13 protein-coding genes and 1 pseudogene are annotated in these 14,282 nt (G+C 73.9%); 10 read left to right on the forward strand and 4 right to left on the reverse strand.

All coding sequences use genetic code 11. The features are described from left to right. Positions 1 to 5 precede the first annotated feature (5 nt). Positions 6 to 515: a hypothetical protein gene (locus tag AB0C03_RS13165; protein ID WP_357636663.1), complete on the forward strand. Its 510-nt coding sequence runs from the start codon at positions 6 to 8 to the stop codon at positions 513 to 515. A 179-nt stretch (positions 516 to 694) separates the two neighbouring features. Here the strand turns inward: AB0C03_RS13165 and AB0C03_RS13170 are convergent, their stop codons facing one another. After that, complete coding sequence (locus AB0C03_RS13170) at positions 695 to 1,165, reverse strand: SRPBCC family protein (RefSeq protein WP_357636666.1); 471 nt, start codon at positions 1,163 to 1,165, stop codon at positions 695 to 697. Positions 1,166 to 1,353: 188 nt separating this feature from the next. Here AB0C03_RS13170 and AB0C03_RS13175 point away from each other — a divergent pair, with 188 nt between their 5' ends. After that, positions 1,354 to 2,331, forward strand: coding sequence for a 1-phosphofructokinase family hexose kinase (locus tag AB0C03_RS13175; RefSeq protein ID WP_209444515.1), 978 nt, complete (start codon positions 1,354 to 1,356; stop codon positions 2,329 to 2,331). Further along, on the forward strand, positions 2,328 to 3,155 hold the full coding sequence (gene surE / locus AB0C03_RS13180) for a 5'/3'-nucleotidase SurE (RefSeq protein WP_030330301.1): 828 nt from the start codon (positions 2,328 to 2,330) through the stop codon (positions 3,153 to 3,155). The genes AB0C03_RS13175 and surE overlap by 4 nt, the downstream gene beginning before the upstream one ends. 7 nt (positions 3,156 to 3,162) lie before the next feature. Here surE and AB0C03_RS13185 read toward each other — a convergent pair whose 3' ends face one another. Then, positions 3,163 to 3,525, reverse strand: a complete 363-nt coding sequence (locus AB0C03_RS13185) for an STAS domain-containing protein (protein ID WP_030330302.1) — start codon at positions 3,523 to 3,525, stop codon at positions 3,163 to 3,165. Between the two features lie 387 nt (positions 3,526 to 3,912). On the opposite strand from AB0C03_RS13185, the gene AB0C03_RS13190 reads away from it, so the two are divergent. Both AB0C03_RS13190 and AB0C03_RS13195 read left to right on the forward strand, forming a co-directional pair. Next, positions 3,913 to 4,053 (forward strand): hypothetical protein, encoded by a 141-nt coding sequence (locus tag AB0C03_RS13190; RefSeq protein ID WP_156057395.1) that lies wholly within the window; start codon positions 3,913 to 3,915, stop codon positions 4,051 to 4,053. Positions 4,054 to 4,223: 170 nt separating this feature from the next. Further along, positions 4,224 to 4,622, forward strand: a complete 399-nt coding sequence (locus tag AB0C03_RS13195; protein ID WP_030330304.1) for a hypothetical protein — start codon at positions 4,224 to 4,226, stop codon at positions 4,620 to 4,622. 153 nt (positions 4,623 to 4,775) lie between these two features. Here AB0C03_RS13195 and AB0C03_RS13200 read toward each other — a convergent pair whose 3' ends face one another. After that, on the reverse strand, positions 4,776 to 7,511 hold the full coding sequence (locus tag AB0C03_RS13200) for a cellulose binding domain-containing protein (RefSeq protein WP_357636671.1): 2,736 nt from the start codon (positions 7,509 to 7,511) through the stop codon (positions 4,776 to 4,778). A 354-nt stretch (positions 7,512 to 7,865) separates the two neighbouring features. Here AB0C03_RS13200 and AB0C03_RS13205 point away from each other — a divergent pair, with 354 nt between their 5' ends. The 3 genes from AB0C03_RS13205 to AB0C03_RS13215 all read left to right on the forward strand — a co-directional run bounded on the left by AB0C03_RS13205 (position 7,866) and on the right by AB0C03_RS13215 (position 9,677). Further along, the gene (locus AB0C03_RS13205; protein WP_030330308.1) at positions 7,866 to 8,552 is read left to right on the forward strand and encodes a BON domain-containing protein; all 687 of its coding nucleotides are present in this window, start codon (positions 7,866 to 7,868) and stop codon (positions 8,550 to 8,552) included. Between the two features lie 79 nt (positions 8,553 to 8,631). Further along, on the forward strand, positions 8,632 to 9,132 hold the full coding sequence (locus AB0C03_RS13210; RefSeq protein WP_210861600.1) for a redoxin domain-containing protein: 501 nt from the start codon (positions 8,632 to 8,634) through the stop codon (positions 9,130 to 9,132). After that, complete coding sequence (locus AB0C03_RS13215; RefSeq protein WP_030330312.1) at positions 9,129 to 9,677, forward strand: DsbA family protein; 549 nt, start codon at positions 9,129 to 9,131, stop codon at positions 9,675 to 9,677. Before AB0C03_RS13210 ends, AB0C03_RS13215 begins: the two co-directional genes overlap by 4 nt. An 11-nt stretch (positions 9,678 to 9,688) precedes the next feature. Here AB0C03_RS13215 and AB0C03_RS13220 read toward each other — a convergent pair. Next, positions 9,689 to 12,615 (reverse strand): annotated as a pseudogene (locus AB0C03_RS13220) (winged helix-turn-helix domain-containing protein). Positions 12,616 to 12,691: 76 nt separating this feature from the next. Between AB0C03_RS13220 and AB0C03_RS13225 the strand changes: the two are divergent. Then, a complete protein-coding gene (locus tag AB0C03_RS13225) occupies positions 12,692 to 13,132 on the forward strand; it encodes a hypothetical protein (protein ID WP_247680512.1) in 441 nt (146 codons plus the stop codon). Continuing rightward, on the forward strand, positions 13,129 to 14,277 hold the full coding sequence (locus AB0C03_RS13230; RefSeq protein ID WP_030330316.1) for an alcohol dehydrogenase catalytic domain-containing protein: 1,149 nt from the start codon (positions 13,129 to 13,131) through the stop codon (positions 14,275 to 14,277). The genes AB0C03_RS13225 and AB0C03_RS13230 overlap by 4 nt, the downstream gene beginning before the upstream one ends. Positions 14,278 to 14,282: the final 5 nt, after the last annotated feature.

The raw sequence follows: 14,282 nt of genomic DNA on the forward strand, positions 1-14,282 counted from the left end.
GCGGTATGCCTCGGATCCGACCCACCACCCGCAAGGCGCTGCTCACCCTGCACCTCGTCACCTCGCTCGGCTGGCTCGGCACCGACCTGGTGCTGCTCACCCTCGGCATCGCCGTGCAGCGGGGCGCCGACCCGGCGGTGGTCTACCCGGTCACGGCCCTGATCGGCACGGTGCTGTTCGCGCCGCTGAGCGTCCTGGTCTGGCTGATCGGAGTGGCCAGTTCGCTGCTCACCCCGTGGGGCCTGCTGCGGCACCGCTGGGTGCTGGTCAAGCTCGTGCTCACCACCGTGATGGTCGGGCTGGTGCTGTTCCTGCTCACCCCGAACCTGCGCCACGCCGGAGCGGTCGGCGCCGCCCTGCCCGCCCGGGATCGCGCCGACCTGGTCATCGCGCCGGCCGTGTCGACCAGCCTGATGATCATCGCGACGGTGCTCTCCACCTACAAGCCGTGGGGCCGCCGACGCACCGCCGCAGCCACCGTCGCCGGCCGCGGCCGCGCCACCGCACGGTCCTAACGACCCCCGCCCACCCATGACGCTCGTGGCCGGCGTCCACCCATGATCGCGCGTGGCCGGCGCCCACCCGTGATCGCGCTCGAACCAGGATGTAGTGGCCTCGATGCGACAGGAGGCCACTACATCCTGGATTGAGCACGATCATGAAGCGGGGTGGCGGGCCGGGGCGGGGCGGAGGGTCAGGCCGGGGGCGGTGGGGGTTCGCCGGTGCGGTCGAGGGCTGCGCCCAGCCGGGTGGCGAGGGCGAGGTGGGCGGCTCGGGCCTGGCGGAACGCGTACCGGAACAGCGGCGTCGGCGCCGTCAGGGTGATCTCCACGTCGATGCGGACCAGGCCGTCGGGCTCGGCGCGCAGTCGGGTGTGGTTGCGCACCGTGGTCGCCGGCCACTGGCGGGCCACCATGACGATCTCGTCGGTCTCGCTGATCAGCACGTCCGCGTGGTACGTGGTCCGGAAGCGCAGCGGGCCGGCCACCAACCGGTCGTTGATCGTGTAGCTGGCCCGCGCCCCGGGCCGGGGCGGCACCCGGCGGACCTGGACGATCAGCGGATGCAGCTCGCCCTGCCGGGTCAGGTCGCTGAGCAGCGCCGCGGCCTCGGCTGGTGAACTCCGGGCCTGGACGGTGTAGCTGAAGGTATCGCTGCTGAGCACACCGTCTCCCGCCGCCGTTGGTCGCCCGATCGTCCCGTACCGATGTCCGGCTGGCAACGCCCGATCGCACCCGACGCCGCGCCGGGCCGGGCCGATGCGGCGAGCCGCCACCATCTGCCCCATTAAGCTCAGTTAGTGCGAAATCTTCCGAAGATGCCGGAGCGCGGCCACCTGTACGGGGACAACCGATGAGCGGGCACGTGATGGTCTTCGCGCCCACTCCACAGCTGACGGTGACCGTTGACCAGCCAAACGATCACCCCGAGCTGCACCTGCACCCCGGCGGGCAGGGCGTCTGGCAGTCCCGGATGGTGATCTCCCTCGGTGTCGACGTGGTGCTCTGCACCGCCCTCGGTGGTGAGATCGGCCAGGTGCTGGAGCCGCTGCTGGTCAGCGAGGGCGTGGACCTCAAGGTGGTGGTCCGCGACTCCGGCAGCGGCGGGTACGTGCACGATCGCCGGGACGGCTCCCGGCAGGAGATCGTCGACGTACCCGGGCAGCCACTGAGCCGGCATGAGATCGACGAGTTGTACAACCTCGCCCTCGGTGAGGGCCTGCGGGCCTCGGTGAGCATCCTCAGTGGACCCAACGAGCCCTGGCTCGTACCGGCCGACCTGTACCGACGCTTCGCCGCCGACCTCGGCGCGAACGGCGGCCGGGTGGTGGTCGACCTCTCCGGCGATCACCTCGGTTCGGTGCTGGAGAGCGGGGTGTTCTTCCTCAAGGTGAGTCACGAGGAGTTGATCCGCGACGGCCGCGCCCGCAGCGACGACACCGTGGAACTGACCCAGGCCATGTACGAGTTGCACGCGGGCGGCGCCGAGACCGTCGTGGTGAGTCGCGCCGACCAGCCGGCGTTGGCGCTCATCGACGGGGAGTTGTTCCAGGTCGAGATGCCCCGGCTGGAGGCCGCCGACCCGCGCGGCGCGGGCGACTCGATGACCGCCGGAGTGGCGGCCGTCGTGGCCCGGGGCGGGGACATCCGCACCGCCATCCGCACCGGCGCCGCCGCCGGCGCGCTGAACGTGACCCGGCACGGCCTGGGCACCGGACGACTGGACTCGATCACCGGCCTGGTGGACCGGGTCCGACTGGTGCCGGCGGACAGCCGGCAACAGGAGCGGACCACCCCGGACGAGTTGGCCGACCGGGTGGCCGAGCGATGACACTGCGAGTGTTGATCACCAACGACGACGGGATCGCGGCGCCGGGCATCCAGGCGCTGGCCTGGGCGGCCCGACAGCGGGGCCTGGACGTGGTGGTCGCCGCGCCGATGGAGGAGGCGAGCGGCACCAGCGCCGCGATGAGCGCCATGGAACGCGACGGGCGGGTCGTCGTGAACGACCACCCGCTGCCGGACCTGGCCGGTGTGCCGGCGTACGGGGTCGCCGGGTCCCCCGGCTTCATCACGCTGATCGCCCTGCACGGGGCGTTCGGTCCACCGCCGTCGGTGGTGCTCTCCGGGGTCAACCGGGGTGCCAACGCCGGCCGGGCGGTGCTGCACTCCGGGACCGTGGGCGCCGCGTTCACCGCCGCCACGAACGGGTGCCGGGCGATGGCGGTCTCCCTCGACGTGCTCTCGGCCGGCGAGGCGACGGCCGCGAGCGGTGGCGCCGCGGTGGACGCCGCCGCCCGCGTACGCGACGCCGAGCGGCACTGGAGCACCGCCGCGCGGGTCGCCCTGGACCTGCTCCCCCGGTTGACCTCCGCGCCGTCGGAGAGCGTGCTCAACGTGAACGCCCCGGACCTGCCGCACGGGCAGCTTCGCGGGGTGCGGCGAGGCAGCCTGGCCAGCTTCGGCCAGGTGCAGATGACGGTGGCCGAATCCGGCCACGGCTTCGTCCGTACCTCGCTGGAGGAACCGGGGCAGGCCGCACAGCCCGGCACGGACGTGGCGTTGCTGGCCGCCGGGTACGCGTCGGTGACGGCCGTCCGAGCGGTCACCGAGGCGACCGACATCGACCTGACCGGCCTGGACGAGCAGCCCTGACGGGCGCTCAGGCGCCGGGCAGCACCTCGGGGGTGGCGGCGCCGGCGAAGTAGGGCTCCGGGGCGCCGAAGAGGCCGAGCAGGCCCGTCACCCAGAGCTGCCGGTGCACGAACCGGCTCGGCTCGGTGACGACCAGCTTGACGTCGCTGACCTCGGCCGTCTGGAAGCCGGCCACCATGGCGCTGATGCCGACCGAGTCGATGAAGGTGACCAGCCTCATGTTGAGTTCGATGCGCAGCGGCCGGCCCTTGGCCAGCACCTCCGCGATCGCTTCGCGCACCTCGTACGCGGTGTCGACGTCGATTTCGCCCCGTGGGGCGATCTCCACGACACCACCGGACAGAACCGACTTCACGATCGACAGGCTCACGCGAGCACCTCCACCCGCCCGTCCCCCGGGCGCCTCATCAGTACGCGGGCCGCGACCGAGAGTATTCCTCCGATGGCCTCGGTCGCCACCCCTCGGGATGAGCAATTCGCGGATCCGGGCCCAAAAAGCTGCCCATATCCGCACTTTTCAGTATTTGATTACTCAAGAGTTTTTGTTATCTGAACATCGACGATCAGTCGGGACCGACGCGCCGCCGAACCAGGGTAGCGGTCCGGACGCGGCACGCCCGACAACCGGCCCCCGACGTACGCCAGCCCCGTGCGCCGTCGGCGTGTCGCACCCGGTCGGCGGGTGTGATCCGTGCCGCCGGTTGCCCACGCGCCCTAGCATCGGCCGGGACACCCGCCGTGACGGAGAGGATCTTCGATGATCAAGCGACTTGCCGGGTTGGCCGGCGTCGGCGTTCTGCTCGCCCTCGTCCTGGCCTGCGGTTTCGGTGGCGGAGACGACGATGACGACGATGACGACGACTTCGCCCGCGGCGTCACCGTGTCAGCGGTGCGCTGAGTCGGTGGCGCGCCGGGTTGCCGGCGCGCCGAGCTGGCGGTGCTCCGCGGCGGTCGGGGTTTGCGCCCGGCTGACGCGGGGCACTGCGGGGTGGACGACACCGTGACGCGCTGGAAAGACGCCGAAGTCCGAAGTGGCCGGCGGCTTCGGCACCCGAGGAGGTAACCACGATGTTCGGAACCAACCTGCTGGACCGCCGCAGCAAGCCGGAGCGGATCGCTGAGCAGGCCTGGGAGCACCTGCTCTCGGCGGTCAGCTCCGCCGGAGACAGTGTGCTGGACACCGCCCGCTCGGCCCGTCGCAACAGCAGTGACCTCGCCGACGGGGCGGGTGACCTGGTGGGATCCGCCGCCGAGGAGGCGCGACGCCGCGCCTCGCTGGCCTTCGACGCGCTCGCCGGCCGCCAGCCGGCACTGCCCTGGACGCTGCTGATCGGCGCCGCGCTCGCCGGCGCGGCGGTCGGTTGGGCGGTCGGTTCCGCCGCGCGGGCCGCGGGCAGCCGCGACGACCGTGCCGTCGACGACGTGGAGTTCGTCGACGTCGACCGCCCCAACTCCCCCGCCGTCTGAACGACAGCGCCACGACGGGCTCCACTCGACTTGGGTCGGGTGGAGCCCGTCGTGGTGCTGGGGTGGAACCGGTCCGCCGGGTGCCGGACCCCTCAGGCGGCCCGGCGGACCGGTGTCTGGTGGTGATCCGGGGTCCCGACCCGGATCACCCGCTCAGCGACTCGTGCAGGTGATGGCCGTCGGGGGCGTGTTGCTGCCGGTCCAGGAGCCGAGGAAACCGGCGGTGGTGCTGGCCCCGGCGGCGAGCGCGCCGTTCCAGCCGCTGTCCCGGACCGTTACCGCGGCCCCGGTCTGGGTGTGGGTGCCGCCCCAGAGTTGGTTGACCTGCTGGCCGTCGGTGAAGGTCCAGCCCAGCGTCCACCCGGCGATGGGGGCGCTGCCGGTGTTGCTGACCGTCAACTCGGCGTGGAAGCCGCCTGACCAGGAGCCGGTCACCCGGTAGGTCGCCGCACAACCGGCGGCCGGCGGCGGGGTGGTCGGCGGGGGCGTCGTCGGCGGCGGGGTGGTCGGGGGCGGCGTGGTCGGGGGCGGCGTGGTCGGGGGCGGCGTGGTCGGCGGGGGCGTGGTCGGCGGGGGCGTGGTCGGGGGCTCGCCGCTGGGCTCGGCGACCAGGATCCCGCGACCGTTGGTGCCGAGGTAGACCCGACCGTAGACACGCGGGTCGCCGGTCAACGCCTCGGTCGGGTTGCCGTACTGGTGGCGGTCGTCGTTGACGCGTACCCAGGTCGCGCCGGTGTCGTCGGAGCGGTGCACGCCGGGTTGACCGTTCACCGTGCCGTAGAGGAACACTGCGGGGTTGGTCCGCCCGGGTGCCGCCTTGCCGAAGCCGACGTTGCCGCTGGCGCTGACGCCGCTCAGCCTGGTGAAGCTCGCACCCGCGTCGGTGGAGCGCCACAGGCCACCCGGCCCGGCCAGCCACACCTCGCCGGCCCGGCCCGGCAGGGCCTTGAACCGCACGTCGGTGGTGGGCAGACCGGTCGCCGCGGTCGGGGTGAAGCTGGCCCCGCCGTCGGTGCTGAGGTAGAAGCGCCCGCCGCTGAAGCCGTAGAACCGGGCGGGGTCGACCCGGTCGGACTCGATCGTCGCGTTCGCCGGAATGCCGGTCGACGGCGCCCAGGAGTTGCCGAAACCGACCGCGTGGACCACGCGTTGACCGGCGTCACCGGGTGCCCAGACGAACCGGCTGCCGTCCGCGGCGGCGGCCACCGTGCCACCCAGGTTGACCCCGGACGGTTCGGTGCCCTGGAACCAGGTGGCGCCGCCGTCGGTGGAGAATGCGACGTGACTGTCGTTGGGGCGGTCGGCGTCGGTGAAGTTGCCGGCGCGTACCAGCACCGCGGGCTTGTTCTCCGCGTAATCCAGGCTGGTGGTGCTCGTGAAGACCGGCTGGGTGAACAGCATCGACGGGATGGTGTCCAGGTCGGTGTGTCGGAACCCGCCGACGTCGCCGAGCGCGCTGATCAGCGGTGCGCCGCTGGGCGGGCTGACCAGGTCGAGGACGGCGGTCTCCTCCAGCCCTCGGACCATCGGCCGGAGCGTGAACTGACCACCGGTGTCCCACTTGGTCAGGTCGGTGGTGCCGTAGATGGTGGCGCCGGTGCCGTACATCATCCGGTTGGAGTCGTGCGGGTCGATCTCCACCGACTCGTTCATCCAGCCGAGCTTGGGGCTTTCCTCAGGGGGCGCCGGGTTGACACCGAAGGTCAACCAGGGCACCGAGCTGATGTCCATGGTGTAGCGGCGGGACCTCTCCGGGTAGTTGCTGAACTCCCAGATCCGCGTCCAGCTCGCCCCGCCGTCGGTGCTGCGGAAGAAGATGGCGTCCGGCCACCAGGACACCTGGGTGGCGACCAGCAGGGTGTTCGGCCGTTGCCGGTCGATGGTCAGCCCGCTGTAGCCGAAGTAGGCGTCGGCACTGGTGGACGGCACCGGGCTGATCCGCGTCCAGGCCCCGGTCGACCTGGTGAACTTCCAGACGTCGCCCTTGCCGCCGTCGTACGGGCCGCCGGTGTCGCTGGTGGCGATGTAGAGGTGACCACCGACCGGGTCGACGACCCCCTTGTGGGCGAGGTAGCCGGTGGGCTGACCGGGGATGCGCGCCCAGGTAACGCCGCCGTCGGTGCTGCGGTAGACCGGGTTGTCCTTGTCCGCCACGCCCACGTAGATGGTCTGCGTGGTGGAGCCGGCGGTGCCGGTGCTCTTGTCGAAGCTGACCCAGGTCAGGCCCTGGTTCTGCCCGTTGTAGCCGTTCGGGTCGCTGGGGTCGGCCCGGTAGTTGCCGCCGTTGGGGAAGGCGGTGACGCGGGCCCAGGTCGCGCCGTGGTCGGTGCTGCGCCAGAGCCCGTTGCCGCCCTCTGCGCCGTAGTACACGATGCTGTTCCGGTTGGGGTCGACGGCGAGCCGCTCCCCCATTCCCCGGCCCGGCATGTTCCCGCCGTTCTTGAACGGCAGCTCGGTGGCCTGCCAGCTGGCGCCCTTGTCGGTCGAACGCAGGATCGCGCCGTTGTTCGGGTCCCAGCCGTTGGTGTACATGCCGACCGCGGCGTACACCCGGTTGGTCTGCACCGGGTCGGTGGCGATGCTGACCACGCCGTTGTAGCCCCACCGGTCGGCGCCGACCCAGTCGAGCAGCGGCGTCCAGGACTGGCTGCCCTGTTCCCAGCGGTACGCCCCGCCGATGTCGGTGCGCGCGTAGATGAGGTTCTTCTCGGTGGGGTTGAAGACGATGCCGGGGACGAAGCCGCCGCCGCCGACCGGGACGTTCCGCCAGGTGTACGCCTCCGCCGCGGCCGGGGCGGGGGACGACCCGGCGGCGGTGAACGGGACCACCACGACGGCGGTGGCGGCGGCCAGCACGGACACGACGGTGCCGGCGAGACTTCTCCGCATCTGCGGTTCCTCTCGATGGAGCCCCGGGGGACGGGGTCGATCGCCTGGTGACGCCGTGGCCCGGGGGACGAGCACGACGACGGGGACGGACGGAGCTGCCCTGGCTCCATCACCCGACGCGACGGCTCCCGCGATCGAGGAACGCGATTACCGTAACCGAAAGCCGCTCGCTTTGGAAGCGCTCCCATCATCGATGTTGGTCCTCGCCTCCACGCCGGGCCGCCCAGGTCGGGCCACGCCCTCACCCGGTCCGGGCGAGGGCGGCTCACCTCGGGCGGCGGCAGGCTGGCGGCACGGCGGACCTCCGGCCGCGACCAGCGCCAGGTCCGCCATCGCCACAGCGGAGGAGGACAGATGGCCATCGCGGAGATCAACCGCACCGATCAGGACATCCAGTCCGCCGTCCTCGACGAGCTGACCTGGGAACCGCGGGTGCAGCCGCACGAGATCGGCGTGACCGTCGCCGAGGGCGTCGTCACCCTGACCGGCCGCGTGGACAGCTACGCCAAGAAGTGGGCCGCCGAACGGGCCGCGCACCGGGTCACCTCGGTCCGGGCGGTCGCCAACGACGTGGCCGTGCAGCTCACCGACAGCACCGAGCGCGCCGACAGCGACCTGGCCGCCGCAGCCAGCCACGGGCTGGAGTGGGACGCGTTCGTGCCCATCGAGAAACTCCAGGTGACCGTCTCGGCTGGCTGGGTGACGTTGCACGGCGACGTCGAGTGGGAGTACCAGCGCCGAGCCGCCGAACGCGCGGTCGCCCGACTGACCGGCGTCCGCGGGGTCAGCAACGGCATCACCGTCCGACCGGCCAGCGCGCCGGACGGCCACAACCTGGCCGAGCGGATCGTCGACGCGCTGGCCCGGGCCGGAGCGACCGAGGCCGAACGGATCAGCGTCCGGGTGCACGGTGACACGGCGATCCTCGCCGGGTTGGTGCACTCGATGCCCGAACGGGCCGAGGTCGAGCAGGTGGCGTGGTCCGCGCCGGGCATCCGGGAGGTGCAGAACCACATCGCGGTCGCCCCGGTGCTGCGCTGAGCCCGCCAGCGCCGAGCGGGCGCCGAACCACCCGGGGTGGGTGAGCCCGCCTCACCCGCCCCGGGAGCAGGCTGGTGGCATGAGTGATCCGAACGGGCTGATCCAACCGGGACGTACCGCGCCTGGTTTCACATTGCCGGCCACCCCGGACGGGGCTCTCGTCGGGCCTGAGCAGTTCCGTGGCCGGCCCGTCGTGCTCGCCTTCTACCCCGCCGACTGGAGCCCGGTCTGCGGGGACCAGATGTCGCTCTACCAGTCGGCGGCACCCGTCTTCGCTCAGTACCAGGCGGTGGTGCTCGGCGTGTCGGTGGACAGCATCTGGTCGCACCGGGCGTTCGCGGAGAGCAAGGGCATCGAGTTCCCCCTGCTGTCCGACTTCGAGCCGAAGGGCGAGGTGGCCCGCCGCTACGGCGCGTACCTGCCGCAGCGGGGCGAGGCGGCCCGCGCGCTGGTCGTGCTCGACCCGGCCGGGACGGTGACCTGGAGCTACCTGTCGCCGCCCGACGTGAACCCCGGCGCCGACGGCATCTTCGACGCGCTGGACCAACTCGCCGCCGATCGGAAGGTGATGGCCGGATGAGCACGCCACTGCAGGTCACCGCCCGCCTTCGCGACCCGGTGACCACCGAGGACCACATCCGGGGACCGGCCGACGCGGCGGTGACCATCGTCGAGTACGGCGACTTCCAGTGCCCGTTCTGCGGTGCCGCGTACCCGAACCTGCACGAGTTGCTGCGGCAGCGGGCCGACACCGTCCGGCTGGTCTACCGCTACTTCCCGATCGCCAACGTGCACCCGTACGCCGAACGCGCCGCCGAGACGGCCGAGGCCGCCGGTGTCCGCGGCCGGTTCTGGGAGATGCACGACTGGCTCTACGAGCACCAGGACCAGCTCGACCCGGTGCACCTCTCGCTCGGTGTCGAGCAGGTCGGCCTGCCGCCGGACGAGTTGAACGCCGAGGTGGAGAACCGGACGCACGCGGACCGGGTGCGCCGGGACTTCGTCGGAGGCATCCGCAGCGGGGTGAACGGCACCCCCACCCTGTTCGTCAACGGCGTCCGGCACGACGGCGGGTACGACCTGCCCGACCTGCTGACGGCCGTGGACGCCGCCGCCAACGCCTGACCCGTGTCCGTTCAGATCAGCCGCAGCTCGCGCGCCCGCCGGACCGCCTCACGCCGGCGGGTCGCGTCGAGCTTGCGGTAGATGTTGCGGACGTGGGTCTTCACCGTGTTGACCGAGAGGGACAACTCGCTGGCGATCTCCACGTTGGACAGGATGCTCTGCAGATAGCGCAGGATGGTCAGCTCCCGCTCGGTGAGCGGCTCGTCGAGTGCGCCCCGCATCCCGGTGGCCGGCCCGGCGGTGCTCTGCCCCGCACCCCGGACCAGGTCACTGACGAGCGCGAAGTGCGCGGTGCCGGCGTCCAGGTGCGCGGCGAGCAGGTCCCGCACGGGCGGCTCCGCCCGGGTGAAGACCCTCCGGCAGCCCTGCGGGCCGGCCAGGTCCAGCGTCTGCTCCAGGATCCGGCCGGCCCGACGCCCGTCCCCGGCCCGCTCGGCCAGCACCGCGTCCAGCAGGCCCGCGTCCAGCCGTACCGGTAACGGCCAGGCGGTGGCGGCCGGCGCCTGCCATGCCGGCAGGGTGCGCGCGGCGGCGGCGGTGTCGCCGGCCAGCAGTTGCATCTTCGCCAACGTCACCGCGAGCACCGGGTCCGTCCCCTCCTCGGCGGCGTCGGTCAGCAGGTCGCGGGCGGAGTCCAGGTCGCCCCGCGCGGCACGCAGTTCGGCTTCGGCGGCCAGCAGCAGACCGGTCAACCTGGCGGCGGACGGCCGGTCGGCCAACGCCTCCCGGGCCCGGACGAGCAGCCGCTGGCCGGCCGCCGGGTCGCCGGAGTCGCGGCGCAGCTGAGCCCCGCACAACGCGGCCACCGCCGCCGCCACCGGTTCCCCGGAAGCGGCGGCCAGCCACTCGTCGCCCACCTCCGCGTCGCCGGACCAACCGCCCGCCACGTCGAGCGCCGCGAGGGCGAGGGCGAGGTTCGCGGTGGCCTCGTCGGGCTGGTCGCGCAGCAGCGCCACCACCGCGAGAGCCAGGTACGCGTAGCCGCAGTCGAGCCGACAGGACCAGCCCCGGCAGGGCGGCATGCCGAGGGCGTCCCGGGCCGCCTGCTCGGCCGACCGCAGTTCGCCGCGCACCGCGAGCAGCAGCGCGGCGCGGCTGGCACCGACCAGCTCGGTGCGCGGTCGCTCAGCCTCCCGAGCTGCCGCCCGGGCCCGGACGAACCGGGCGGTGGGCAGCTCGCCGTCGGCCATCTCGACCAGCCCCAGGGCGGTGCCGGTGAACGCCCGCAGGTCCAGGTCGTCCGCAGCGCCGCCGCCACCGGCCGTCGGGGCGGAGCTGACCACACCGGTCGGCGGGCTGTCCGGCACCCGGGTCGGCGTGGCGTCCGACGGGCGGGTACGCAGCAGGCGAGCGGCGGCGGCCCGCACCTCACCGCGGTCGTCGGCGAGCCGGGCCACGGTCAGCTCCAGCGCGGTGACCAACCGCAGGAACCGGTCCCGGCGCGGCACCGGCAGGCCCGCGGCGTGCCCGGCGGCGGCGCGCAGGTGACCGTCGGCCGCCGGCAGGTCACCGGCGTACGCCCGCTCGGCGGCGCAGGCCAACGCCACCTCCGGGTCGGCGCGGATCACCTCCGCTGGCGGCGGCGCGGGTGCCGGCGCGTGCACCGGGCCACTGTCGTAGCGGGTCAGCTCCGGCCAGTGCGCGACGAACAGGTCACCGGCCAGGTCCCAGCGGCCGGCGGCCAGGGCGTGCCGTAGTCCGTCGGCGGGCCGGCCGTCGCCCGCGTACCAGTCGGCGGCCCGCACGTGCAGCTCGCGCAGCTCGTCGGCGGGCAACCGGGCCAGGTCGGCGCGGAGCAGGTCGGCGAGCAGCGGCTCACACCGGTACCAGGGTGGCCGGGTGTCCTCCCGGTGCAGCAGACCACCGGTTCCGGCCAGGTCGGCCAGCGCCTGCCCGGCGTCGGCGCGGCCGGTGAGGGCCTCGGCCAGGTCGGCGCAGACGGTGTCGACCAGGGCGGTACGCCGCAGCAGGTCCACCTCGCCCGGGTCGAGCGTCGCCAGCACCTCCTCGTGCAGGTAGCCGGCGATCTCCGGTTGGTCCCCGCCGAACTGCCCCACCCAGCGCTCCGGGTCGGGTTGTCCGCGGACCGCCAGGGCCGCGATGCGCAGCGCGGCCGGCCAGCCGCCGGTGCGCTCCCGAAGCCGGTGCACGGCGCTCGCCGGCAGCGCGGCGGCGTGGGCGGTGAGCAGATCGGCCACCTCGTCGTCGGTGAACGCCAGCTCGTCCGGGCCGATCTCGGTCAGCTCACCGGCGAGGCGCAGCCGGTGCAGTGGCAGGTGCAGCCCGGCGCGCGCGCCGATCACCAGCCGGAGCCGCCGGCCGGCGTGCCGCAGCAGGAACTCCAGGCCGGTCAACGCCGCCGGGTCGGTGACCCGGTGCAGATCGTCAAGGATCAGCAGCACCGGCCGGTCGGCGGCGGCGAGCCTGGCGGCCAACGCCTCCAGTTGGTCGGGGCGCGGTGGCCGGTCGGGCACCGGGCCGTCGTCGGTCGACCCGATCGCCGAGCGCAGCGCCGCGGCGAGGTACGCCCAGAGCCGGTCGGAGTCGTCGCCGGCCTCGACCGACATCCAGGCCGAGACGGGGGTGTCCGCGGGCGACACCGACAGGTCGCCGGAGTCGGGCACGACCTCGCCGGGCTGGACGTCGGGTGCGGCGCCGCCCAGCCGCACCCAGGAGGCGAGCAGTGTCGTCTTGCCCCAGCCGGCGGGGGCGGCCACCACCGTCACCGGTCCCGCACTGCCCTCGTCCAGCCGGCGCAGCAGGCGGGGCCGGGCCACCACCGGTTCCGGCGGCACGGCCGGTGTCAGCCGGGACGCCAACAGCGGTGGCCCCGGCGCCGGTTCGACCCGTACCTGATTCTGTTCCAGCACCCAGCCCCACCCCCACCACACGCTCCGCCCCCGGTCGGCGAGCGGTTACCCGACCCGGGCCGGTTCACCCCTTCCGGGCGAGCGCGCTTCACCCGGCCGCGACCGACGATCGGGGGACGTGAACCGGGAGGACGGGTGGTGCCGATGGGACGGCTGGCACGGGCGGGACCCGCCCTCGGCGGCGCGGCGCTGGCCAGGGCGGCACGGTTGCTGCGCGTACCCCGTGGGGGTGGCCGGCCGGGCGCGGACGGCGACGCCGCCGCGCCGGCCCGGTGGGAGGTGGTGACCGTCGACCGGCCCCCGGAGCAGGTCCTTCCGGACGGCCGCTGGCCGGAGCCGCTAGGCCGCCTGGACGGGGCGATCGAGGTGCGGGTGCGGCCGGCGCCCGGCGATCGGGGCACCGAGCTGGCCGCCCGGCCGCTGGCCGGCGTCACCCCGCCCACCGGGCTGGCCGCGCACCTGGTCGGCGACGACCCTGCTCTGCTGGTCCGCCGGACGCTGCGCCAGGTCAAGCAGCGGGTGGAGACCGGTGAGGTGCTCCGCGCGGACCGCTCCGCGCTGGACCGCCCCGAGGTTCCCGGGTGAGGGCGCTGTGCTGGGTGGCCGCCGGTGAGCTGGGGGTACGCGAGGTGCCCGACCCGGAGCTGCGCAACGAGCGGGACGTCATCGTGCGGGTGCGGCGCAGCGCCACCAGCGGGGGTGATCTGCCGCTGCTGTCCGGCCGGCACCCGCTGCTGCGCGCCGGCGACGTGCTCGGCGCGGAGTTCCTGGGCGAGGTGGTCGAGGTCGGCCCCGGGGTTCGCCGACACCGGGTCGGCGACCGGGTGGTGGTCGGCGCGAGCGTGGCCTGCGGCGGCTGCTGGTACTGCCGCCAGGGCCGGCACTCCTGCTGCGACAACGCCCATGCCGACCTGGCCAGCGCCGACCCCGACTGGGCCCGCTCGGACGTCGGGTGCTTCGGCCGGCCGAGGGCGGCCGGCGGTTTCGCCGGCGGTCACGCCGAGTACGTGCGGGTGCCGTACGCCGACGTGAGCGCGTTCCGGGTCCCGGACGGCGTCGACGACGACCGGGCGGTGTTCGCCGCCGACGCCGCGCCGAGTGGGTGGCTCGCCGCCGAGGTGGGTGCGGTGCGCCCCGGCGACGTGGTGGCGATCTGGGGCGCCGGGGCGGTGGGCCAGTTGACCGCGTGGGCGGCGGTGCGGCGCGGTGCCACCCGGGTGCTGATCGTGGACCGGTACGAGGAGCGGTTGCGGATGGCCGAGCGGCACTGCGCCGCCGAGCCGCTCGACTACCGCCGCGACGACATCGCCGCCGAGCTGCGCGACCGCAGCGGTGGGCGCGGGCCGGACGTGTGCGTGGTGGCGGTCGGCGCGCCGCCGACCCGGTCGGTGGCCGACCGCTTCGGCGGCCAGCACGCCGACCGGCCGGACGCGCTGCGGGAGGCGGTGCACGCCTGCCGCAAGAGCGGCATGGTGGTGGTGCTCGGCGGGACGGCCGGGTTCGTCGACGCGTTCCCGCTGGGTGCGCTGACCGAACGGCGGCTCACGCTGCACGGTGCGGGCCGGCCCGACCTGCGCGACGTGCCGATGCTGCTGGACCGGATGGCCCGCGACGAGCTGCGGACCGAGCACCTGGCCACCCACCGACTGCCGTTGGCGCGGGGCCCCGAGGGGTACGCGCTGTTCCGGGACCGGGCCGACGGTTGCGTACGGGCCGTGTTCACGCCGTGACGAGT

Source organism: Micromonospora parva (assembly GCF_040649675.1).
Taxonomy (GTDB): domain Bacteria; phylum Actinomycetota; class Actinomycetes; order Mycobacteriales; family Micromonosporaceae; genus Micromonospora; species Micromonospora parva.

Excerpts from the sequence above, each read along its gene's own strand:
- AB0C03_RS13165 (WP_357636663.1), top strand. The coding sequence starts at position 6 with ATGCCTCGGATCCGACCCACCACCCGCAAGGCGCTGCTCACCCTGCAC.
- AB0C03_RS13175 (WP_209444515.1), top strand. The coding sequence starts at position 1,354 with ATGAGCGGGCACGTGATGGTCTTCGCGCCCACTCCACAGCTGACGGTG.
- surE (WP_030330301.1), top strand. The coding sequence starts at position 2,328 with ATGACACTGCGAGTGTTGATCACCAACGACGACGGGATCGCGGCGCCG.
- AB0C03_RS13190 (WP_156057395.1), top strand. The coding sequence starts at position 3,913 with ATGATCAAGCGACTTGCCGGGTTGGCCGGCGTCGGCGTTCTGCTCGCC.
- AB0C03_RS13195 (WP_030330304.1), top strand. The coding sequence starts at position 4,224 with ATGTTCGGAACCAACCTGCTGGACCGCCGCAGCAAGCCGGAGCGGATC.
- AB0C03_RS13200 (WP_357636671.1), bottom strand. The coding sequence starts at position 7,511 with ATGCGGAGAAGTCTCGCCGGCACCGTCGTGTCCGTGCTGGCCGCCGCC.
- AB0C03_RS13205 (WP_030330308.1), top strand. The coding sequence starts at position 7,866 with ATGGCCATCGCGGAGATCAACCGCACCGATCAGGACATCCAGTCCGCC.
- AB0C03_RS13210 (WP_210861600.1), top strand. The coding sequence starts at position 8,632 with ATGAGTGATCCGAACGGGCTGATCCAACCGGGACGTACCGCGCCTGGT.
- AB0C03_RS13215 (WP_030330312.1), top strand. The coding sequence starts at position 9,129 with ATGAGCACGCCACTGCAGGTCACCGCCCGCCTTCGCGACCCGGTGACC.
- AB0C03_RS13225 (WP_247680512.1), top strand. The coding sequence starts at position 12,692 with ATGGGACGGCTGGCACGGGCGGGACCCGCCCTCGGCGGCGCGGCGCTG.